Genomic DNA, 21168 nt, shown 5'->3' on the forward strand with positions numbered 1-21168 from the left:
CATAACTCGCGAAAATCCTATTTCAAAAGTCTCATCATTTTATTCAAAAAGCCCTTGACCCCGGAAGAAGGTGTCGAAATGACTCGATAGCCTTTGATATAATCGTCGACGAGTGAATGAAGGCTTTTGGCAGCCGGGGAGTTAGGGAAAGCAATCGTAAACGGCACTTGCTTTTTGACTGCTTTGGAAACCGACGAATCGTCTTCCACAAAACCTAGAGTAGGAATCTGAATGCCCAAGAATTGGTTCGCAACTAGCGCTATTTTGTCGGCAGTATGCTTGCCTTCCCTCCGATCCGTTACCCGGTTAATGATTAATTTAAAGGAAACGTCATGTCCCATGGAATGAACCATTTTGATAATCGCATAGGCATCGGTGATGGAAGTCGGCTCCGGTGTCGTGACGACGAATGTTTCCTCCGCAGCTAGAATGAATTTCAAAGTTTCTTTCGAAAGCCCGGCACCCGTGTCAAAAATGATGAAATCCACATATCCGTTGAGCTGCATGACCTGCTCGGCAAAATAATCCAGCTCTTCCTCCGTTAATCGCAGCAAATCGTTAAAACCGGATCCGCCGGCGATGAAATCCAGATTGTTCGAGCCCTTCTGAATAATTTCCCAAATGGTCTTTTCCTTTTTCAACAAGTGATACAAATTGTATTTAGAGGAAACGCCCATCAGCACATCAATATTGGCCAGCCCGATATCAGCATCAAAAACAAGAACTTTGTAACCTTGGGATTGAAGCGCCAGTGCAAAGTTCAGCGTAACATTCGATTTCCCTACGCCGCCCTTTCCACTAGTCACGGTAATAATCCTGGTGGATTTTGTGCCTTTATCATTCTGAAGTTGAACCAGGTTCCGCAACCCTTCTGCTTGATCCTTCATGTTCTCGGTTCCTCCAATAACAAATCAATGATCTGCCACTCGTTCAATTCCGTAATATCGTCCGGTACGCTTTGACCATTGGTCACATACGAAATTTGAAGCGAAAATTCGTGAACGATATTAACAATCGCACCGTAAGAATCCGTTTCATCCAATTTGGTGAAAATGACTTTATCCAGCTTGAATTTGTTGAAATTGTTCGTTATCGCTCTCATATCTCTATACTTCGTCGTTAAGCTGAGAACTAGAATCGTCTCACTGTTACCTTGTGTTCTAAGCAATGAATTTAGTTCTGAAACATACATTTCATTACGGAAATTGCGACCGGCTGTATCCATGAAAATGACGTCGCAATCTTCTAAGTTTTGAAAAGCTTTGACTAAATCTTGCGGTGAAAAGACGACTTCCAGCGGAACGTTCAAGATGGTGGCATACGTTTTTAATTGTTCAATAGCCGCAATCCGATAAGTGTCTGAAGTAATGAAACCAACTTTGCGTTGATACTTTAGCACTTGTTCGGCGGCTAGCTTTGCAATGGTTGTCGTTTTACCGACACCGGTCGGACCCACAAAATGAACCACGCGCGTAGCCGGTGAAATCTTCTTGCTGGCTTCTGACTGGAAGATCTGTCCGAGTTTAGCTCTGACGATTTGAACTGCGCTTTCATCCGTAATCGGTTCATCGGCAAGTTGAAAGTCCGCAACCGTTTCGTCCATGATTTGACGAATCAGCTTTGGATCAACCTCTTGATCAATCAAGCGCTGCTCCAGGTTAAGCAAAGGCTCGGGGAGCGTGAACTCGTCCGATGCCTGAGTTAGCTTTCTCATCATCTCTTTCATCTGTTTGATTTCCTCAATGAGGTGCTCATCCTTTTGAAAGCTGGGTCTGCTGGCTGCATTGACGGATGCTGGTGAATACGTCGTCTGCGGTTGGGCAAATGTTGGCTGCGCCTCTGCACCAGCTCTTGCGGCGACAGGTTCTTTCGCTGCCGTCACTGCCGCTAGCACGTCCGGAACTTCCGGAAAGTCAGAAAGATGTGGTTGAGACTTAGACACTTGAACTTGAGAAAGCACTGGCTGCTTCTGAGGCTGCAGCTGCGGTGCCGCCCTCATCGGTTGCGGAGTTGAATTCGCATTCGTATTATCAATTGCGGCAATGACCTCAATTTTTTTCTTGCCGAACATGCCAAGAAATCCGCCTGTACGGATTTCTTTCGTATTTAAAATAACCGCATCCTTACCTAAATCCGTACGAATCTTCTGCAACGCATCAGGCATGGAATCGACAACATATCTTTTTACTCTCATAAATTGACTACCCCCATGCTCTGAATTTCTACGCTAGGTTCTAATTCGCTGTATGATAATACAGGGATATCTTGCAGTGTTCTTTCAAGAAGTTGTCTCAAATACATCCGAATCGTTGGCGACGTTAAAATAACAGGCTGCTGACCGGATTGAATTAATTTAGAAACTTGCTCGCTCACGCGATGATAAATAATTTGCGACGATGAGGGGTCAAGCGCTAAATAGCTTCCTTGATCGGACTGCTGCACGGAATCTGCAATTTTCTTCTCTACGGATGGACCAACTGTGATCACCTTCAAAGAGTCCCCTAACGATGTGAATTGCTGTGTGATCTGTCTGGATAAAGATTGTCTGACATACTCCGTCAAGATTTCAGGATCCTTTGTATAGGAACCATAATCAGCAAGCGTCTCAAGGATAGTGACCAGGTCACGTACGGATATTTTCTCTTTAAGCAGCTTTGCCAATACCTTCTGAACGTCTCCGATCGAGAGAACGGAAGGTATAAGATCATCAACAAGCGCCGGGTATGATTCACGCACATTATCGATGAGCGCCTTCGTTTCTTGACGTCCAAGAAGCTCGTGCGTATGTTTCTTAATAATTTCCGTTAAATGCGTAGCTACGACAGACGGAGGATCAACAACCGTGTATCCTGACAACTCCGCTCTCTCTTTGGTCACTTCATCTATCCAAATGGCCGGTAAACCAAAGGCAGGCTCCGTTGTTTCAATCCCTGCAATGGAGTCGTCATCAATCCCTGGACTCATGGCCAAATAATGATTGAGGAGAAGTTCGCCTCGTGCAACCGTGTTGCCTTTAATTTTGATGATATACTCGTTCGGACGCAGCTGAATATTGTCGCGAATCCGAATAACGGGTACGACGACTCCCAACTCAAGCGCGCATTGGCGCCGAATTAGAATAATTCGGTCAAGCAAGTCTCCGCCTTGCTGCGTATCTGCCAGCGGAATCAAACCATAGCCAAACTCAAACTCAATAGGATCGACTTGCAAAAGCGAGATAACACTTTCCGGACTGCGAACTTCCTCGATTTGCTGTTCCTCCACCAATTGTTCTTCCTTGATGGCTTGCCGTTCCAAGTTCTTTTGCATCTTGTAACCTGCAAAAACCAGTAATCCTGCAATCGGGAACGTCGTAAACCAATGAATTGGCGTAAAAATACCTAACATGACTAAAGTGCCTGCGACGATGTAAAGCAGTTTAGGCTGCGCCGTTAATTGCTTCGTGACATCATGGCCTAAGTTGCCCTCGGACGATGCCCTGGTTACGATAATACCTGCAGCCGTAGAAATAAGCAGCGCTGGAATTTGCGAGACCAGCCCGTCCCCAATCGTCAAGATCGAAAAAGTTTGTAAGGCTTTCGAGAAATCCATGCCTTTCATCGTCATCCCGATAATAAAGCCGCCAATTAAATTGATGACGAGAATGACGATCCCTGCAATGGCATCCCCTTTTACGAATTTGCTCGCTCCATCCATGGCACCGTAGAAGTCTGCTTCGCGTTCAATCTTTTGTCTGCGTTCCCGGGCTTGTACTTCATTGATTAAGCCGGCGTTTAAATCTGCATCGATACTCATTTGTTTCCCCGGCATCGCATCGAGCGTAAATCTTGCTGCGACTTCGGCAACGCGCTCAGAACCTTTGGTAATTACGATGAATTGAACTAAGACAAGGATGAGAAACACGACAAATCCCACGACGATATTGCCTTGAGCTACGAAAGAACCAAAAGTTCTGACCACGTCGCCTGCTTCTGCATGTGACAAAATGTTTCGCGTAGTAGAAACGTTAAGCGCCAATCGAAACAAAGTCGTAATCAGCAGTAAGGATGGAAAAATAGAAAATTGCAGCGCTTCTTGCGTATTCATAGCAACCAAAATAATCATTAAAGCGATTGAGATATTAATGATTAGAAGAAAGTCCAATAAAGGGATTGGAATAGGTACAATCATCATTAAAACGATACCAATTATACCGATAAGAACGAATAAATCCTTGACTTTCACAAGATTGTACCTCCCTTCTTACTAATTCGTCTTGCCCTTCATTTTATATACATACGCCAATACTTCTGCGACAGCCTGGAACAGGTCGGCTGGAATGGAGTCTCCGATTTCCACCTGGGCAAAGATCGCTCGAGCAAGTGGTTTGTTTTCCATCGTCATGACACCGTTTTGCTTGGCAACTTCTTTAATTTTCAAAGCAACGTAGTCCGCGCCTTTCGCAATGACGGTTGGAGCTTGCATATTGGTGGAATCATATTTCAGAGCAACAGCAAAGTGTGTTGGATTCGTGATAATGACATCCGCTTTGGGAACTTCCTGCATCATCCGCTGCATGGCCATCTGACGCTGCTTGGCACGGATCTTCCCTTTGATAAGAGGATCCCCTTCGCTCTTCTTGTATTCGTCTTTAATGTCCTGCTTAGACATTTTAAGACTCTTCTCGTATTCATACTTTTGATAAATATAGTCAAAAATGGCAAGAACAATTAGTACTGCGCCTATTTTGATGCCCAACTTTAGCGTGACCGTAGCGATAAAAGAGAACGCGCTTTCCAAAGGCGTATGACCTAAGCCGAGCAGCTTCGCTTTTTCCCCCATCAAAGTCGTATATACGACGTAGCCGATAATGGTCATTTTCAAAGTAGACTTCAAAAAATCCATGACCGAGCGTAGAGAAAAAATTCGCTTAAATCCCTCTAAGGGGTTAATCTTGTTGAATTTCATCATCAAGGGCTCACCGATAAACATAAATCCGATCTGTGCATAGTTCCCGATAAAAGCGATGAGTACAACAAGGAGAAAAATAGGCCCTAGAATAAACAACCCTTGTTTAAGTAAATCTACGAAAAGAACCTGAACGTTGCCTGCGGTAACCTCCATGGTCAGTTGATTCTCGTATACATTTCTGAAAATGTTGATCATCTTCTCTTTCATGAAGCCGCCAAACATAATGAACGACAAGAACGTAAAGAGTAAAATGAGCGCCGCGGGCAAGTCCATGCTTTTGGCAACTTGCCCTTTCTTGCGTGCATCCTGTCTTTTCTTGGCCGTAGCAGGCTCCGTCTTCTCCCCAGCAAACCATTGCAAATCAAGTTGTAAACGCAGTTGTTGGGACACGGCTTTCCTCCTGCTTAAGGAGACGGTTGCTGTGTTCCGCTAATGAGCCCAAGCAACTTCTCCATGTTATCGAAAATGGTTGAGAATAAATATTGAAATTGCGATATTAATTCCGGAAATAGAACAACGAGCAAGAAAAAACCGAGAATCATTTTGAGCGGCGCTCCAATGACGAAAATGTTAAATTGCGGTGCCACCCTCGTTAAAAGCCCTAGCCCTAAATCTGTCAAAAAAAGAGCTGCTACGATTGGAGCAGCGAGTTGAAAAGAAAGATAAAACATTTTGGCCAATGAGTGAAACAGAAAATCTGAAATTTGACCGTTGTAAATGCGAGTAAACAACTGGTTATCCAGCGGCACCCATTTGTAACTATCCATAATGGCTCTTAGGAGATAGTGATGACCGTCGAAAGAAAGAAACAACAAAACGGCGATCATATACTTTAGGTTACCTAGCATCGGCGATGAAGCCCCTGTCAAGGGGTCAATCACGCTTGCCATACTGAAACCGATTTGCATATCCATAAAAGAGCCGGCTGTTTGAACGACGGTAAAAAAGATATAGGCGAGAAAACCAAGCAAAATGCCGATCAGCATTTCACGAATAATCAAAAGAACATATTCACCATCCATGGGAATGGGCTTATCCAGCCCCATGCTCGCAAAAATCAGGAATGAGATGAATACGGAGAGACCGATTTTGAACATCATGGGAACATTTTTTGAAGATAAAATCGGCACTACGACAAAGAATGATGTAATTCGACAAAAGATAAGCAAAAAAATAGGAATAGCCTGAAAAACTAATGTCATCGCGCTCACAACCTATCCAACGAATTTGTAAAGGTTGTTGAGTAAATTAAACGTAAAGTCAACCAACGTATTCATGATCCATGGCCCGAAAATAAGGATGGAAAGCAGTACGGCCACGATTTTCGGAACAAAAGCCAAGGTTTGTTCTTGGATCTGGGTTGTTGCTTGAAAAATACTAATGATCAGACCTACAACAAGTCCAATTACCAGCATAGGGGCGCTCGCTTTAAGCACCGTATAAACAGCCTCACCGGCAATTCGAATGACAAATTCCGAACCCATTCAGGAAACCTCCGATATCTTGATCGTCAACCATAGCTTAGGAGTAATGATCTCACCACAAGATACCAGCCATCTACCAATATAAAAAGTAGAATCTTAAACGGTAATGAAATCATAACAGGCGGTAACATCATCATCCCCATTGCCATCAACGTACTCGAAACGACCATGTCAATAACCAGGAACGGAATGAATATCATAAATCCCATCTGGAAAGCAGATTTCAATTCACTTATCGCATAAGCTGGAACTAAGGAAGTAATCGGAATATCTTCTACGCCTGTTGGTGCCTTTGCTTTGGAGTAATCTAGAAATAGCTTTAAATCCTTTTGACGCGTATGTTTGAACATAAACTGCTTCATCGGCAGTGCGGCCTTCTCAAAAGCCTGGGTTTGATTAATTTCCCCCTTTAAGTAGGGCTGAAGCGCCACTTGATTCACTTCGCCTAAAGTTGGAGACATAATAAAAAAGGTTAAAAACAGAGCGAGTCCGATTAGAACCTGATTTGGCGGCATCTGCTGGGTCCCCAGCGAAGTACGGACGAAACCAAGTACGATGACAATACGTGTAAAACTAGTCATAAGGATCAGGAACGATGGAGCAAGGCTCAAAACCGTGAGCAACAGCAAAAGTGTTACTGTATTGGAAGATCCTCCGGCAGTCCCTCCGGTCCCAATATTTACGTTCAATCCTGGAATCGGATTGTTAGGATCGATCTCGGCCGCTGATGCTGACAAAGAAAGCAGGAACACAGAAACCAGCACAATCAGAAGTGTAAGAACTAATTTATTTCGTCTCATTCATCATTCAACCGATCTTTTTGTTTTTGATCAGAAAGCCACTCTTCCACATTTCGGTTACGGTTTGTTACACGCTGCAGCTTATCATGAAACACTTGCTGAAACGTTGAAGTAATCTCTACGTCTTCTTCGATGTCTTTCTTTTTCATCGGCAGCTTACTAATCCACTTGCTAACAGTTCCGAACCCCATTCGATCATCCTGAGAAGCTAACATCAATTCAGTGATGTATGCCACTTCATCGGCGTCATCGATTTTATCCAACAGTTGGATGTTATCTCCGACACCAACGACGAAGAGCGAATGGCCAATTTCAACGATTTGGATCGATTTATTTTGGCCTAAGGGAACTCCGCCTAAAGAACGAATCGAGTTCCCGAACATTGTTCCCTTATTTTTCTTAGCCACGTATCTAATAAGTACATAGAAAAGGAGAATAATTAAAATCAAGAAAAATATGACCTTAAAAATCATGCCAAGCGTTCCCGTTGGATCGGCAGTCGGGTAATCCGATGCTGGAAGACCTTGTCCAGGTTCTGTTTCAGCAAAGCTCACGGACTTTGTATACAACAAAGCCGTTAAACTAAGCATACCTGTTAGCAGTCGTTTCGAGTGGAGTCTTCTCATAGTCACTTCCCTTTCGGCTTATGCAAGACTCGACCGAAGAGACGGCTTAACCCAGAGTCTTTTTAATTGCTTCAATTACGCGGTCTGCCTGGAAAGGCTTAACGATAAAGTCCTTTGCACCGGCTTGGATCGCATCAATAACCATCGCTTGCTGACCCATCGCGGAACACATAATCACTTTTGCATTAGGTTCGATTTTTTTAATTTCTTTTAATGCTTGAATCCCGTCCATCTCCGGCATTGTAATATCCATTGTAATCAGGTCCGGTTTCAACTCTTTGTATTTCTCGATCGCTTGTGCGCCGTCATTTGCTTCTCCACAAACCTCGTAACCATTTTTCGTTAAAATATCTCGAATCATCATTCTCATAAATGCAGCATCATCAACAATCAAAATACGGTTAGCCATGAATAAAGTCCCCCTAAAAAATTAAATTATTGTAACTTTTGAATTCGTTCCCATTGGTTGACAATGTCGGTTACTCGAACCCCAAAGTTTTCATCGATGACAACGACTTCACCCTTGGCAATCAGCTTATTATTCACTAAGATGTCTACCGGCTCACCTGCCAGCTTATCCAATTCGATAATCGATCCCTGGGACAATTCCAAGATATCTTTAATCACCTTGTGCGTTCTGCCTAATTCTACAGTTACCTTGAGAGGTATATCCAGTAGTAAATTTAGGTTCGTATCATCCGTATGACCTAATGCGCCTGTCTGCAAATTCCCAAACTGAACGGGTTGCACATTCACATTGCGATTAGGCATCCCGCCGTACGCAGCAGGTGGTTGCCCATACATCGGTTGTTGCGGCGGATACATCGGCTGTCCCATCGGTGGCTGCATTGGCGGTTGCATTGGCGGTTGCATTGGCGGTTGCATAGGCTGCTGGTACATCGGCTGTTCATACACGGGCTGCTGTTGTTGTTGATACATAGGTTGCTCATACATAGGTTGAGCAGCAGCAGGGGGCGGTGTATGTACTTCCTGGTTAGGAGCAGATGAAGGCGCCGGTGCTTGTGCAGCAGGTGCAACTTCCATCGAAGAATCGGAATCCCCACCCATGAGAATCGACACCATTTCTTTGGCGAAAGGAACAGGCAATAATTGCATGATATTAGAATCAATAAGGTCGCCAATGATGAGTCGGAACGATATCTTTATAAATACGTCCTCGTCGGGTAGTTTTCCTTCTCCTTTCGACAAATTTAATATGTCGATTCCTGGAGGAGAGATATTGACAAAACGATTAAATATGGTAGACATCGACGTCGCCGAAGATCCCATCATTTGATTCATCGCTTCTTGCACAGCACTAATGTGAATTTCGCTAAGCGTTTCATCCCCGCCGGTTCCGTCTCCACCCATCATTAAGTCAGCAATGACTTGGGCATCGCGCGTTTTGATCACCAGCAAGTTAATGCCGTCGAAGCCATCCACATAGTTGACATGCACAGCTACGTGCGGTTTTGGAAACTGCTCTTGCAGTTCTTCTTTACTGATAATGGAAACCATCGGCGTCGTTATATCGACTTTTTTACCGAGCAAAGTAGAAAGTGCTGTAGCTGCACTGCCAAATGTAATATTACCAATTTCACCAAGTGCGTCTTGTTCTAATGAAGATAAAAAATCTTCAACTTGAGGAGGCCCTTGAAAAGAAGAGGCTGAACTATCTTCCGAAGATTGTCTCAACAAAGCATCGATCTCTTCCTGGGACAAATAATCTCTGTTATTCGTCATAATCTTCTTCTCCTTCATTTACGATATCTGTAATCTGTACAGCCATCTTTCCTTTTAAGGTACCAGGGCTTCCGAGATATTTCAGCTTCTCGCCCACTTTGACTTGAAGCGAATCTTCGACGGATTTTTGCAGCGGGATAACATCGCCGACCGTTAAGCCAAGAAAATCTCGAATCGAAATTTCCGACGAACCCAATTCTGCAATGAGAGGTAGCTTGGTTTTTTCCAAGCGGGATTGAAGTGCTTCCACTTCTTCAGGTGCTCTCGTCTTTTTCTGCGAAACAAACCAATGATGCACAGAAAGTCGAGGCATAATCGGTTCGATGACGACATGGGGAATACATAGATTAATCATCCCTGTCGTATCACCAATTTTGGTACTCAGTGAGATCAGTGCGATCGTTTCATTGGGCGAAACAATCTGCATGAACTGTGGATTTGTTTCCAGTGCCTCTAATCTAGGCTGAATATCGATAACTGTTTTCCAAGCCTCTTGCAGGCTGTCGAACGCCCGGCTAAATATGCGCTCCATCACAATGGTTTCAATCTCAGTTAAAGCATTAATCTTCGTAGGTGTTGTCCCAGCCCCGCCCAACAATCGATCTAACATCGCAAATGCAACATTGGGATGAACCTCAAGCACCATTCGACCCTCTAAAGGCTCCGCTTCAAAGATGTTCAAAATGGTCATTTTCGGGATCGAACGAATAAATTCATCGTAAGGCAGTTGTTCAACCTGAACTACACTAATTTGTACGAATGTACGAAGCTGAGCTGAGAAATAAGTGGTCAAAAATCGTGCAAAGTTTTCGTGAATCCTAGTTAAACTACGAATATGGTCCTTAGAGAAGCGAACCGCTCTCTTAAAATCATAAGCTCTTACTTTCTTCTGTGTCTCTTCTTTTTTAAGTTCATCCGCATCCATTTCGCCAGAGGACAATGCCGCTAACAAGGCATCGATCTCATTTTGCGACAAAACATCAACCATTAGAGTCACCTCCTTTTAGCAAAATCAATAGCGAATTTATTGAAGCACTTTATCAGTTATCCAAATTTGTTTAATCTTACCTTCGTGAAGCAGCGGGTTTAATTTATTCATTAGTGTTGAAATCAAAGTATCTGACCCTTTGCTTCCTTCAATTTGTTCCTTTGTGAGATCGCCCAGTGTTTGCACGATTGTGCCCTTCACTGCCGAGTCCAACAAGCTGTCAAATTCGGTCTTCCCCTTGGCGTTCTCTAATTCAAAAGCAAAACTAATTTTAATAAAATTCTGACTGCCTGATAAATTGGTCAAAACATCTTTGATGATTGCCGTGTTGGCTTTAACCGTTTCGGCGGAAGGTGCTTTCGTCGGTTTTACACTTGCCACAGCATCTTGGGCCTTCGCCGCTGGATCACTCGATTGATTGTTTTTCTCCATGAAATTCCATAAGACAAAAGCCGCAGTCAAAATCAACGTAATTGCAATTAAAATCGAAACAATCAGAATGAAAATTTTGTTCTTAAACAATTACGAACCCTCCGCATCCTTTGACATAATTGTCGCTCGTACCGAGCCAATTTCCTGCATGTAGGTCCGCACTAAGCTTACCACAACCTCTGCTTTTTCAAGAACTGTGATTTTTTTGCCTGTAGTCAATGTAATCATGGTGTCTGGCGTCTCTTCAATCAATTCAATCAAGATCGCATTAAGGACAATGGCTTTACCATTTAAACGAGTGAGAGAAATCATCTTTCTCCTCCTGCATCAGGATAAGGGGAGACAAGCTCCCCTCGATCATTTATTCAACATTAACGTTTAAGATTTACAACCTCTTGAAGCACTTCATCTGAAGTTGTGATAATGCGGGAATTAGCTTGGAAACCACGTTGCGCAATAATCATCTCTGTAAATTCACCGGTCAAATCTACGTTGGACATCTCCAGCTGTCCGGAGATCAGGGTCCCTGTTCCCGTAGTTGCATCCCCTGGAGCTACAATTTGCAATGCGCCCTCCGGGTTGGCATTTGCCGTCATACGATACAAATTGCCGCCAATTTTCTCAAGTCCTGAAGGGTTAACGACTTTAACGACACCGACTTTCTGGCCGGTAGCAACTGTCGCTCCTGTGGAATCAATCCCAATGATATCACCGTTTTGCGAGATGGAGAAAGAAACGATATCTTCCGGAATGACAATCGGCCCTGCCCCTTCAGCTCCCATAACATGAAGTCCTTCGGCATTAACAAGATTTCTCGAAGCGTCCAACGTAAAGTTACCCGATCTTGTCAAATAAGGCGCATCCGTTTGTTCTGTCGTTCCAACAGCGAAAAATCCATCTCCGTTAATACGTAAATCCGTAACTACATTCGTAGTCATCGCACTTCCTGCAGTATGTACGGTGTCGATCGCAGCCAAACTCACACCCAAACCAACTTGCTGGGCATTCACCCCGCCACGGTTCTCATCTGCTGCACTTACCCCGGAAACCGTTTGGCTGAGAATGTCTTTGAACATGACACGACTACCTTTAAATCCGATCGTGTTTACATTTGCGATATTATTGCCGATAACATCTAATTTTGTTTGGAAACCACGCATACCTGAAACACCAGAGTATAAAGATCTTAACATCTTACTAGCCTCCTAATCGGATTAAAATACATCATTCATGAGCTGCTTCCATCGTTCCACAGCTCCAGGCTTCCTACGCGGTCGAGCCTGATTAAGAAGAAATTATCATTGCACTGTCTATCTGAGTGAAAACATGTTCATTCATCGCGTTTCCGTCAAGTGCCGTCACAACAGTCCGGTTAGGAACATTGACAATCAATGCATTCCCGCCTATAACCATCAATGCATCTTTAGCTCCCTTTGCTGCAACCTTATCGATTGCCTGGCTAAGCTTATCTAGCTGCTCCGGTTTTAGCTGAATGCCTCTTTCCTTCAGCCTGACCTCTGCGTGATGACTGAAACGAACCAATTGATCCTGAAGAAGTTTTTGAAAGCTCGAGTTGCCGGATAAAGATGCCGGCTGCTGTACAGGCGTTCGTCTCGCAGACGCAGGAGAAACCGCATTAGGATATAACTGTCCTATGGATATTCTCTCTGTCATTGGGCTTCTCCGATATTCTCAATTTTCTTGAGTTTATCCAGAGAGATTTCCGCTCCCTTCACATTGGCATACTGGTTGCCTTCTTTGAACGAGATGGATTCAACAACGCCTGACTTTTCAACCGTTGCTCCTGAAGAGTCGATTTCATCCCAAGTGATCGATTTCCCGATCAAGCCTGAAACAAATCCAAGCGATTGCCGCATCAGCTTCATTTCACCGGCCATATTCGTCAACTGCTCTACGGAGGTGAATTGCGCCATCTGGGCGATAAACTCTTTATCTTGTAAAGGTTGTGTCGGATCTTGATTCTGAAGTTGGGTAATTAATATTTTCAGGAAATCGTCTTTCCCTAATGTATTGTTGTCTTTCTCTTTCGTTTTTGCAGTTTTCCCGGTATTTATTAAATCAGAAACGTTGCCTACAATCGGACTTGCAGCCATACTTTCACCTCCAACCGCTTCGCATAAACTGTTGTTAAGCTGTTACATCAAAGGAATTGCCATGGACAGCCGGTCTTGCTTGTGCTGCAGCAGTATCAACTTGCTGTTCGAAATCAAGCGCGTCCACATCATAACCGCCTGACTCGTTCTTGTTTTGACGTTGCGATTGACCAAATGCTTGCTGTTGGCGTTGTTCCTGGAACATACTGGATTGCATGTCTTGATTCTGAGTAACCTCCAGCTTCTCAACTTGCAAACCTTGTGTTTGAAGAGCTTGTCTCAGCTGCGGCAGCTGATTTTCTAACATTTGCTTTGCTGCTAAGGAATCGGCTGCAAACAGGGCAACCAATTGGCCGTCATGCATCGATATTTTCACATCAACATGCCCCAAATTTTTGGGAAACAGAGACAGCTTGGCTTCTGAGAAACCGTCGGCCAAAGTAATTTTCATGTTCTTCAGCACATGCTCTGTCATCTCTTCAGCAAAATTAGAAGCATTCATCGTCGGAATTGCCGTTTTATCAACGGCGGTCGGAGCTTGCTGTGCTCTCTGCAAATCAGCAATCGTCACAACCGTGTTCGCGGAAGATTCAGCTTCAGTCGGCAAATCGACTAGATTTGGCAATGAATCCGGCGATGCAGAAATGGAATCAACCTTCGGCGTTAGAAGAACATTCCTCATAGCAAGAAGCTCAAGCTTTGACTTGGCAGGTTGTAAAACAGTCACTGCGTTCACGTCAAAGTTCTGTTCAGACGTCTTTTTGCTGCCTGCCTTATGATGGCTCATCAACTTGTCGACCGAAACGGCTTCTTTTTTATTTCCTTTCAGCAGTCCCTCAGCGGCTTCAAGCGCACCAACAACCGTTGATCCTTCTTGAGCTTGATTCTTCAAGTTCGCCATCAATTCTGGCAGTAATGGCTGGATGACATTCTGTAAATCTTGATTTAAGAATTTCACGATCGGATTGTCTGGCTGCTGTTTGGACAAAGAAACGAGCGAAAGCAACGTATTCTGTGCTTGCAAATTCGTAACCTCGGTTGCTTGAAGCTTTAAAGCGTCCGGAAAGGAAGCAGCAGGATTCGATTGAGCTCCACCTAGCGTTTGCAGCAATTGCCCTGCGTCTTCAAACCACTTCTGAACTTTAGGATCTTGCAATAGCTGTTCAGCTAGTGCCGGATTACTGTTCATCGCGTCTAAAACAACTTCAGCGAGCGGTTGCTCCTCCGGTTGAACATCCTGTGCCGCAGTTGCCTGCACGGGTGCTACCAGGCTCTGAAGCATTTGGAGCAGCATGCTTAACGAAAGTGCCGGATCCGATGCGCTCATCCCATCTTTCGATGAATTCGTTGGAGACATCTGACCGTCCAAGACTTGGGTAAAGCCGTCTTTGGAAGTTCCCCCTGTCGCAGCCGCCTTATTGTTTGAAGATGAAGCGGAAACTGCCGCAGGTGCTGTTTGTATTTGTACATCCACCTTTATATTTCACCTCCCTTCGTGACAACCATCTACGTTACTGAACAAGTTTAGCTGAAATCGAAGCAGCTATTTCCTTATTCGCATCCGATAATGCCGACATCACTTTGGAACGGGAAGCATTATCCATGCCGCTTAGGATGGCTAACACTTTGTCAGGATTCGATTTGTTCATCTCGATCAGCACATTAGATGCACTCTTTGGAGTCATATTGGCAAAAGTTTGACCTAAATCGGATTTGCTGACAGCGGTCGTCTCTTTCGCTGTGCTTCCCCCATTCGTTGCTAATCTTTCTTGCAAAGCAGCGATTTCCTTATCCCGGACTGGAACAATATCTTTGAGCCCCATGGAAGCTTCCGCCGCTTTCGCAGCGTTCATTTTTTCAAGAATAGCTCCCCGGTTGTCCGGCTTCATCATGGAAAATATAAGCACCATTTCTTTCGGTGTAAGTGCTTCAATGATTGGAGCTGCTTTACTTGGGGTCATTTTGGCATACATATTGGCCAGCTGTGTAATCTGATTCGCATACTCTTCTTCTGTTTGCGTCTTGTCTTTCAGCTTGTCTTCAAGTTCCGTGATTTTCGCCCCTGCATCTTTGATCGATTGGTCCTTTTGTTCAGCAGACGATTCTGCTTTCTGCAAGGAGGCTTGAAGTTCCGCCACTTTGGCGTTAAGCTTCGTAATCTCATCATCTTTGGTTTTGATGCTTTGTTCAGGAGTCGTCTGCACACCTGAGCTGCTTACAACGCTTTTTTCCTTAGGTGCAGGAACGATTGCCCCGATTACCGGTGTGTTATGCAACGCTTTCTGAATGCTGCTCTTGATGTCATAATCAAAGATTGACAACAACACGAAGAGCAGGACAGCCGTAAACACAAAGGGGATGACAAACCATATCAGAAACCGTTCCAGCGCACTATAAGATGCACCTTCAATGCTTGTATCGGCCATCTCCTTGTTCCTCCTTTACCTTCTCAATACGAGAGTCGTTTGAAACGGTTTGTTGCCATCTCATCCAGAGCGTCTTGCTCTTTTTTTGCAACAAAGGATTGAAATTGGCTGTATGCCTTTTCTCTGGCTTTCGTCCAAACCTTTTCATCGATCATTTTTTCGGAAAGATGCTCCTGCTTTTTGAGCACGACATGTTTCGCTTGCTGCACATCCTGATGCTTGCGGGCGATCTGCCGCTCAACATGATTCATATAAGTCTGCAGCATTAACATCTTGGCAATGGAGACCGAATCTCTGGAGGCAGTCACCATTTCCTGGTGAAGGTTTTCTTTTTGCTCAAACAAGCCACGTAAACTCGTTTCTTCATTCCTTAATTGACCCATTGCCTCAGACAAAATCCATTCTGCCTGTGTTCGTTCATTGTTTTTCAAATCGACAATTTGCTGGAAAGAATAACGAAAATGCATTCAGGACCCTCATCCCTTATAAAATTCGTGAATCAATCGTTCTTGAGCTTCTTCATAGGTTAGCTTTTCACTTGTTTTTTGCTTCGTGAAATCCCAAATAGCATCAATATGATCCATGGCAACATCAATATTCGGATTAGAACCTTTTTGGTACGCCCCAATATTAATTAGATCTTCCGAATCTTTATATATAGAGAGAAGTCGCTTTAGATGATCAGCAGCTTCCATATGTTCAGTAGGAACAATTTCTTTCATAACACGGCTTACACTGGATAAAACATCGATGGCCGGATAATGACCTTTATTTGCGATACTGCGATTCAGGACAATATGTCCATCCAGAATCCCCCGTACCGCATCGGCAATCGGCTCATTCATGTCATCGCCGTCTACAAGCACGGTATAGAATGCCGTAATGGATCCTTTAGGCCCCGTGCCGGAACGCTCCAATAATCGCGGAAGCATGGCAAAAACCGATGGCGTGTAACCACGCGTTGCCGGAGGCTCCCCTACCGCAAGGCCGACTTCACGCTGTGCCATCGCGAACCGGGTGACGGAATCCATCATCATCATGACATTTAAGCCGCGATCTCGAAAATACTCAGCAATACTCGTTGCAATCATGGCACCTTTAATACGTATGAGCGCAGGTTGATCTGACGTGGCCACGATGACGACAGATCTTGCAAGTCCTTCAGGGCCCAGATCTCTTTCGATAAAGTCCAAGACCTCTCTGCCCCGCTCACCGATAAGGGCTATAACGTTAACATCCGCTGATGTATTGCGGGCGATCATTCCCATCAGGGTACTCTTTCCGACACCGGATCCGGCAAAAATGCCCACACGCTGACCTTTGCCAATCGTTAACAAACCATCGATACAGCGAACGCCTACGGAGATCGGATTCAGCACTCTAGGGCGCGTAAGCGGATTGCCCGGTACATTATTGGTTGAATATTGAGCCATCCTGGAAGGCAGGAACGAGCCATCCAACGGTTGTCCTAAACCGTCTAGCACTTTACCAAGCAGTTCGTGTCCAACTTGAACGGTGAGTGGCTTTCCGGTCCCAACAACATCACAGCCAGGTCCGATGGAATCCAAATCGCCAAGAGGCATCAAAATCACTTTATTGCTGCGAAAACCAACGACTTCGGCTTTCAATGGCTTATTGGATTTGTGCGGGTAGATATAACACAGATCGCCAATGCTTACATCCGGACCTTCTGACTCAACAGTCAAACCGATGACTTGCGTCACTTTGCCGTTAACTCGAATCGGGTCAATGGCATTCAAATGCTCTTTGTACTTATCGACTTTTGGCAGCGCACTGTTCATGTTCCTATTCCCTCGCTTTGAGTGGCCAACTGCTGCAGAGCGGATTTGATCTCTTTCAGCTGCGTATCAATTCTGGCATCAATGCTGCCAAAAGAAGAACGAATGACACATCCGCGGTCTTGTACCGTGGAATCCGGAATAATTTGCAGTTCAGCCTGTGAATCTATAGAGGTAAGCAATTCTTCACGAGCATCTTGTATGTATGCGAATTGTGACGGTGCCACGCACAGCGCAATGATTCCTTTTTCCCGTCTGCGTGATAGAACGTTCTGAATTAACTCTATAACCCATTCCGGGTTCAAGGTTAACTGTCTACCGATCACTTTCTCAGCGATTGATGTACTAAGCTCTATCAAGAAAGGCTCCGATTCATGAATGATTTGCTGCTTAAGCTTATAGGCTTGTTCTAAAACACTTTGGGCTTCCGTCAGCATTTCACTATATTCCTGTCTAAGCACCTCTTCAGCTTGAACGGTTCCTTGTTGGTAGCCTTCTTCAAAGCCAGACTGTCTTGATAAGGCGACATGCTCTTCATCTTCTGCACGGCGCGTTGCCCACCAGGCGTTGATTTCTTCATGCGTCTGTTCGCGAAGTGCCGAGCATTCCTGCATAGCCTGATGAATCTGCTCATTAGCAAAAGCTTCAGCGTCTTGAAGAATTTGATCCTTCATATTCGTTGCTTCCGTTAATTCCTGCTGCTGTTCAGGAGTAAGCTGATCACCGGACTCATACTCCTCATGAAGAAGATGAGCAGGCAAAGTCGATTCAACTAACTTCTTATCATCCAAGGCGTAATAAGCGAATGATTTAATGACATTAGACAATAATATCGTCTCCTCCACCACGTGCAATGATGATTTCACCTGATTCCTCTAGGCGGCGGATAGTAGCAACAATTCTGGTTTGAGCTTCCTCAACGTCACGCAAACGAACCGGACCCATAAATTCCATTTCTTCCTTGAACGTTTCTGCCATGCGTTTGGACATATTTTTGAATAGAACATCACGAACTTCCTCGCTCGCAACTTTAAGCGCAAGCTGCAGATCGGCATTCTCGATATCACGAATAATGCGCTGAATGGAGCGATTGTCAATATTGACAATATCCTCGAATACGAACATCCGTTTCTTGATTTCTTCCGCAAGTTCGGGATCTTGAATTTCCAACGAATCGAGAATCGTTCGCTCTGTCCCCCTGTCAACACCATTCAAGATTTGAACGATAGATGCAATACCGCCGGCATTTGTATAATCCTGAGTAACCGTAGACGATAGCTTCTGTTCAAGCACACGTTCCACTTGACTAATGACTTCCGGCGAAGTACTGTCCATCAGTGCGATTCGCTTGGCAACGTCCGCTTGTTTCTCTTGCGGCAATGAAGACAAAATGATTGAAGCCTGATCGGCTTGTAAGTAAGACAAGACGAGCGCAATGGTCTGCGAATTCTCATTTTGAATAAAGTTGAGAATTTGAGCAGGATCTGCTTTTCTCGCAAAGTCGAACGGCCGTACTTGCAGCGTAGCTGTCAAGCGATTTATTATATCGAGCGCTTTCTGTGAACCGAGCGCTTTCTCCAAAATATCTTTGGCGTAAGCAATACCGCCTTGAGAAATGAACTCTTGCGCTAAGCAGATTTGATGAAACTCAGACAGGATCGATTCTTTCTCGTAGGAATCTACTTTCCTTACATTCGCAATCTCTAGTGTTAACTGCTCAATTTCTTCTTCACGCAAGTGCTTGAATATTTGAGCGGACACCTCAGGGCCTAAACTGATCAAAAGAATGGCTGCCTTTTGTCGTCCGGTTAACCCGTTTAGAGCAGCTTTGGCCATACAAGCGCACCTCTATTCGTCTACTAACCAAGTGCGAAGCAGATTAACAAACTCCTCTGGTCGCTTTTTCGCAAGTGTTTCCAGCTGCTTACGTACTTGATTGTCATTTGTTACATTTTCAATATCGATCGTTGGAAGCTCCGCTTTGCTAGCAGCCATGTTCAGATCTTGATCCATCAATTTCTGCTGGGCAGCTTTTCTGCGTCTTCTAATTGCAAATCCTGCAATCGCGCCGATCGCTAACGCCGCAAGCGCCAAACCAGCGTAAGTCAAGTATGTAGTCGTCTTGGAAACGGACAAATCCGCAGGTCTTGCAAAAGAATGAGCAAGAACCGTAACTTTTTTCTGCAGTTCGTCGTCTGTATATGTAACCTTATTATCTGCAAGTGCTGTCCTTACGATATTGACTAAAGCATTTTGCACCGCAGTCTTTGTTTCGGCAGTCAATGAGGTCGGATCATCTTTAACCGGTGGTTCTATGCCAACGTTAATGCTTAAATCTTTCACAACGTATGGCGTAGAAACGATGTCGTTCGTAATCCGATTCACTTCGTAATTTACGGTTTTAGAGTTCTTCTCGGAGTTGGATTTCCCGGAATTGGATGATCCCGGATATCCAGGAACGTCTGTCGTGCCTGTACCAGGCACCCCGCCTGTATCCGCTCCGTTATTTTGATAAGATTCGCTGGCTTCCTGAAGTGAAATCTCCAAACCTTTTTGGTCTACTTGATTTGGCGCAGAGACAAGCTTTTCCTGGCTCTTCTTTTGATCGAAGTTCATGGTTGAGAATACACTCACATTAACTTTATCGCGGCCAAACATTGTACCCAGCATGTTCGTAATATTTTTCTGCAGATCCTTTTGAAACTTATCGTTAATGTCGGACTGGCTTGTCACTAGGCTTGAAGAAGATTGACCGCCCGCTTTGGAAGAAACCAAGCTTTGCCCGTACTGGTCTGAAATGGTGATGTTCTCAACCGGAAGATTCTTAATGCTGTGTGAAACCAAGTTATAGATCGTATCAATTTTCCCTTGATCCAAGCTGTAGCCCTGTTTCATTTGAAGAACAACGGATGCTGTTGCCTTCTCTGCCTGCTGCTGTAAGAAAGGTCCTTCTTCCGGAAGGGAGATCAGAACTTTTGAACCTGCAATCGCCTGATTTGAATTGATCAGTTGTTGCAGCTCACCTTGAATCGCGTTCAAGTACTTCACTTTAAATTCGTTATCCGTAATACCAAATGAACTGCTGCTGCTAAAAGCACCGAAACCAAGGGAACCATTTTTATTTAATCCTTGCGATTCCACGCCCAGTTTCACGTTTGCAACTTCACTTGTCGGTACTTCGATGCTTTTACCATCAGCACTAAGCTTATATGGAATCTTAGCTGTATCCAGATAACCCTTGATTGCTGCCGCATCGCTAGGCTGCAGTTCAGTAAATGCTAAGGAGTACTCCGTTTTAGATAAATTCACACTGATAATTGCTGCAGTAAGAATCAGAAGGACGACCGTTGCGATAAAAGTAATTTTTGTTGCTCTACTATATCGATTCCAATACTGCTTAACTTTTTCCCAGTACTGGAGGAGATTCTCGTTCACTCTGTCACCCCATCGAACCAAAGTTTTAGCAGCACCTAATTAATTACAGCTGCATTCTCATCATTTCTTGGTAAGCTTCAAGGACTTTATTTCTAACTTGTACAGTAAGTTCCAGTCCTAACGACGCTTTCTCCGAGGCAATTGTCAATTGATGGACATCGGAAAGCTCTCCTTTGATGAAACTCTGATTCAATTGATCAACTTGTTGTTGTTGGACATTTAAATTTGTAATGGCTTCATTGAGGAAAGAACCAAACCGTTTACCAAGGTCCGCAGCCCCTTCACCAGAGCTGTCTTTGGGCTGAACCGAACTCATGATATTCAGCGGACTATAACTAATTTTGTCAATCATGCTGCAACCTCCCGTACGG

24 protein-coding genes are annotated in these 21168 nt (G+C 44.4%); all 24 read right to left on the bottom strand.

Annotated elements, in window-relative coordinates; translation table 11 throughout:
- Positions 1–17 precede the first annotated feature (17 nt).
- A complete protein-coding gene (locus GC097_RS24780) occupies positions 18–887 on the bottom strand; it encodes a MinD/ParA family protein (protein WP_171685976.1) in 870 nt (289 codons plus the stop codon).
- Complete coding sequence (gene flhF / locus GC097_RS24785; RefSeq protein ID WP_171685977.1) at positions 884–2194, bottom strand: flagellar biosynthesis GTPase FlhF; 1311 nt, start codon at positions 2192–2194, stop codon at positions 884–886. The genes GC097_RS24780 and flhF overlap by 4 nt, the downstream gene beginning before the upstream one ends.
- Positions 2191–4224, bottom strand: coding sequence for a flagellar biosynthesis protein FlhA (flhA, locus tag GC097_RS24790; protein ID WP_171685978.1), 2034 nt, complete (start codon positions 4222–4224; stop codon positions 2191–2193). Before flhA ends, flhF begins: the two co-directional genes overlap by 4 nt.
- A 21-nt stretch (positions 4225–4245) precedes the next feature.
- Positions 4246–5340, bottom strand: a complete 1095-nt coding sequence (flhB, locus tag GC097_RS24795) for a flagellar biosynthesis protein FlhB (RefSeq protein WP_171685979.1) — start codon at positions 5338–5340, stop codon at positions 4246–4248.
- A 14-nt stretch (positions 5341–5354) separates the two neighbouring features.
- Positions 5355–6152, bottom strand: a complete 798-nt coding sequence (fliR, locus tag GC097_RS24800) for a flagellar biosynthetic protein FliR (protein ID WP_171685980.1) — start codon at positions 6150–6152, stop codon at positions 5355–5357.
- 12 nt (positions 6153–6164) lie between these two features.
- Entirely contained in the window at positions 6165–6434 is a 270-nt protein-coding gene (gene fliQ / locus GC097_RS24805) for a flagellar biosynthesis protein FliQ (RefSeq protein ID WP_127451055.1), read from the bottom strand.
- A 26-nt stretch (positions 6435–6460) separates the two neighbouring features.
- Positions 6461–7234, bottom strand: coding sequence for a flagellar type III secretion system pore protein FliP (gene fliP, locus GC097_RS24810; RefSeq protein WP_171685981.1), 774 nt, complete (start codon positions 7232–7234; stop codon positions 6461–6463).
- Positions 7231–7824 (bottom strand): flagellar biosynthetic protein FliO, encoded by a 594-nt coding sequence (locus GC097_RS24815; RefSeq protein WP_171685982.1) that lies wholly within the window; start codon positions 7822–7824, stop codon positions 7231–7233. Before GC097_RS24815 ends, fliP begins: the two co-directional genes overlap by 4 nt.
- Positions 7825–7906: 82 nt before the next feature.
- Complete coding sequence (locus GC097_RS24820; protein WP_126144987.1) at positions 7907–8269, bottom strand: response regulator; 363 nt, start codon at positions 8267–8269, stop codon at positions 7907–7909.
- A gap of 26 nt (positions 8270–8295) precedes the next feature.
- Positions 8296–9621 (bottom strand): flagellar motor switch phosphatase FliY, encoded by a 1326-nt coding sequence (gene fliY, locus GC097_RS24825; RefSeq protein ID WP_246294442.1) that lies wholly within the window; start codon positions 9619–9621, stop codon positions 8296–8298.
- Positions 9593–10591 (bottom strand): flagellar motor switch protein FliM, encoded by a 999-nt coding sequence (gene fliM / locus GC097_RS24830; RefSeq protein ID WP_167056190.1) that lies wholly within the window; start codon positions 10589–10591, stop codon positions 9593–9595. The genes fliY and fliM overlap by 29 nt, the downstream gene beginning before the upstream one ends.
- 36 nt (positions 10592–10627) lie before the next feature.
- Positions 10628–11113 (bottom strand): flagellar basal body-associated FliL family protein, encoded by a 486-nt coding sequence (locus tag GC097_RS24835; RefSeq protein ID WP_171685983.1) that lies wholly within the window; start codon positions 11111–11113, stop codon positions 10628–10630.
- A complete protein-coding gene (locus GC097_RS24840) occupies positions 11114–11335 on the bottom strand; it encodes a flagellar FlbD family protein (RefSeq protein ID WP_171685984.1) in 222 nt (73 codons plus the stop codon).
- Positions 11336–11394: 59 nt separating this feature from the next.
- Positions 11395–12216 carry a flagellar basal body rod protein FlgG gene (gene flgG, locus GC097_RS24845; protein ID WP_171685985.1) on the bottom strand — a complete coding sequence of 274 codons (822 nt, stop codon included), beginning with the start codon at positions 12214–12216 and terminating at the stop codon, positions 11395–11397.
- Positions 12217–12307: 91 nt separating this feature from the next.
- Positions 12308–12697, bottom strand: coding sequence for a TIGR02530 family flagellar biosynthesis protein (locus GC097_RS24850; protein WP_171685986.1), 390 nt, complete (start codon positions 12695–12697; stop codon positions 12308–12310).
- A complete protein-coding gene (locus tag GC097_RS24855) occupies positions 12694–13137 on the bottom strand; it encodes a flagellar hook capping FlgD N-terminal domain-containing protein (protein WP_171685987.1) in 444 nt (147 codons plus the stop codon). The genes GC097_RS24850 and GC097_RS24855 overlap by 4 nt, the downstream gene beginning before the upstream one ends.
- 34 nt (positions 13138–13171) lie before the next feature.
- Positions 13172–14611 (bottom strand): flagellar hook-length control protein FliK, encoded by a 1440-nt coding sequence (locus GC097_RS35075; RefSeq protein ID WP_171685988.1) that lies wholly within the window; start codon positions 14609–14611, stop codon positions 13172–13174.
- Positions 14612–14648: 37 nt separating this feature from the next.
- The gene (locus GC097_RS24865; protein ID WP_171685989.1) at positions 14649–15563 is read right to left on the bottom strand and encodes a MotE family protein; all 915 of its coding nucleotides are present in this window, start codon (positions 15561–15563) and stop codon (positions 14649–14651) included.
- A 23-nt stretch (positions 15564–15586) separates the two neighbouring features.
- Positions 15587–16030, bottom strand: coding sequence for a flagellar export protein FliJ (gene fliJ, locus GC097_RS24870; RefSeq protein WP_171685990.1), 444 nt, complete (start codon positions 16028–16030; stop codon positions 15587–15589).
- A gap of 9 nt (positions 16031–16039) precedes the next feature.
- Positions 16040–17365: a flagellar protein export ATPase FliI gene (fliI, locus tag GC097_RS24875; RefSeq protein WP_171685991.1), complete on the bottom strand. Its 1326-nt coding sequence runs from the start codon at positions 17363–17365 to the stop codon at positions 16040–16042.
- The gene (locus GC097_RS24880; RefSeq protein WP_171685992.1) at positions 17362–18189 is read right to left on the bottom strand and encodes a FliH/SctL family protein; all 828 of its coding nucleotides are present in this window, start codon (positions 18187–18189) and stop codon (positions 17362–17364) included. The genes fliI and GC097_RS24880 overlap by 4 nt, the downstream gene beginning before the upstream one ends.
- A complete protein-coding gene (gene fliG / locus GC097_RS24885; protein WP_167056160.1) occupies positions 18182–19198 on the bottom strand; it encodes a flagellar motor switch protein FliG in 1017 nt (338 codons plus the stop codon). The genes GC097_RS24880 and fliG overlap by 8 nt, the downstream gene beginning before the upstream one ends.
- 12 nt (positions 19199–19210) lie before the next feature.
- The gene (gene fliF, locus GC097_RS24890) at positions 19211–20797 is read right to left on the bottom strand and encodes a flagellar basal-body MS-ring/collar protein FliF (protein ID WP_171685993.1); all 1587 of its coding nucleotides are present in this window, start codon (positions 20795–20797) and stop codon (positions 19211–19213) included.
- 43 nt (positions 20798–20840) lie between these two features.
- Entirely contained in the window at positions 20841–21149 is a 309-nt protein-coding gene (fliE, locus tag GC097_RS24895; protein WP_171685994.1) for a flagellar hook-basal body complex protein FliE, read from the bottom strand.
- Between the last annotated feature and the right edge of the window lie 19 nt (positions 21150–21168).

Origin of the sequence: Paenibacillus planticolens (genome assembly GCF_013141725.1) — a bacterium.
Lineage (GTDB): Bacteria > Bacillota > Bacilli > Paenibacillales > NBRC-103111 > Paenibacillus_E > Paenibacillus_E planticolens.

Bases quoted from the DNA above. Each gene is read 5' to 3' on its own strand.
- GC097_RS24780 (WP_171685976.1), bottom strand. From the start codon at position 887: ATGAAGGATCAAGCAGAAGGGTTGCGGAACCTGGTTCAACTTCAGAAT.
- flhF (WP_171685977.1), bottom strand. From the start codon at position 2,194: ATGAGAGTAAAAAGATATGTTGTCGATTCCATGCCTGATGCGTTGCAG.
- fliR (WP_171685980.1), bottom strand. From the start codon at position 6,152: ATGACATTAGTTTTTCAGGCTATTCCTATTTTTTTGCTTATCTTTTGT.
- fliQ (WP_127451055.1), bottom strand. From the start codon at position 6,434: ATGGGTTCGGAATTTGTCATTCGAATTGCCGGTGAGGCTGTTTATACG.
- fliP (WP_171685981.1), bottom strand. From the start codon at position 7,234: ATGAGACGAAATAAATTAGTTCTTACACTTCTGATTGTGCTGGTTTCT.
- GC097_RS24815 (WP_171685982.1), bottom strand. From the start codon at position 7,824: ATGCTTAGTTTAACGGCTTTGTTGTATACAAAGTCCGTGAGCTTTGCT.
- GC097_RS24820 (WP_126144987.1), bottom strand. From the start codon at position 8,269: ATGGCTAACCGTATTTTGATTGTTGATGATGCTGCATTTATGAGAATG.
- fliY (WP_246294442.1), bottom strand. From the start codon at position 9,621: ATGAAGGAGAAGAAGATTATGACGAATAACAGAGATTATTTGTCCCAG.
- fliM (WP_167056190.1), bottom strand. From the start codon at position 10,591: ATGGTTGATGTTTTGTCGCAAAATGAGATCGATGCCTTGTTAGCGGCA.
- GC097_RS24840 (WP_171685984.1), bottom strand. From the start codon at position 11,335: ATGATTTCTCTCACTCGTTTAAATGGTAAAGCCATTGTCCTTAATGCG.
- flgG (WP_171685985.1), bottom strand. From the start codon at position 12,216: ATGTTAAGATCTTTATACTCTGGTGTTTCAGGTATGCGTGGTTTCCAA.
- GC097_RS24850 (WP_171685986.1), bottom strand. From the start codon at position 12,697: ATGACAGAGAGAATATCCATAGGACAGTTATATCCTAATGCGGTTTCT.
- GC097_RS24855 (WP_171685987.1), bottom strand. From the start codon at position 13,137: ATGGCTGCAAGTCCGATTGTAGGCAACGTTTCTGATTTAATAAATACC.
- GC097_RS24865 (WP_171685989.1), bottom strand. From the start codon at position 15,563: ATGGCCGATACAAGCATTGAAGGTGCATCTTATAGTGCGCTGGAACGG.
- fliJ (WP_171685990.1), bottom strand. From the start codon at position 16,030: ATGCATTTTCGTTATTCTTTCCAGCAAATTGTCGATTTGAAAAACAAT.
- fliI (WP_171685991.1), bottom strand. From the start codon at position 17,365: ATGAACAGTGCGCTGCCAAAAGTCGATAAGTACAAAGAGCATTTGAAT.
- fliG (WP_167056160.1), bottom strand. From the start codon at position 19,198: ATGGCCAAAGCTGCTCTAAACGGGTTAACCGGACGACAAAAGGCAGCC.
- fliE (WP_171685994.1), bottom strand. From the start codon at position 21,149: ATGATTGACAAAATTAGTTATAGTCCGCTGAATATCATGAGTTCGGTT.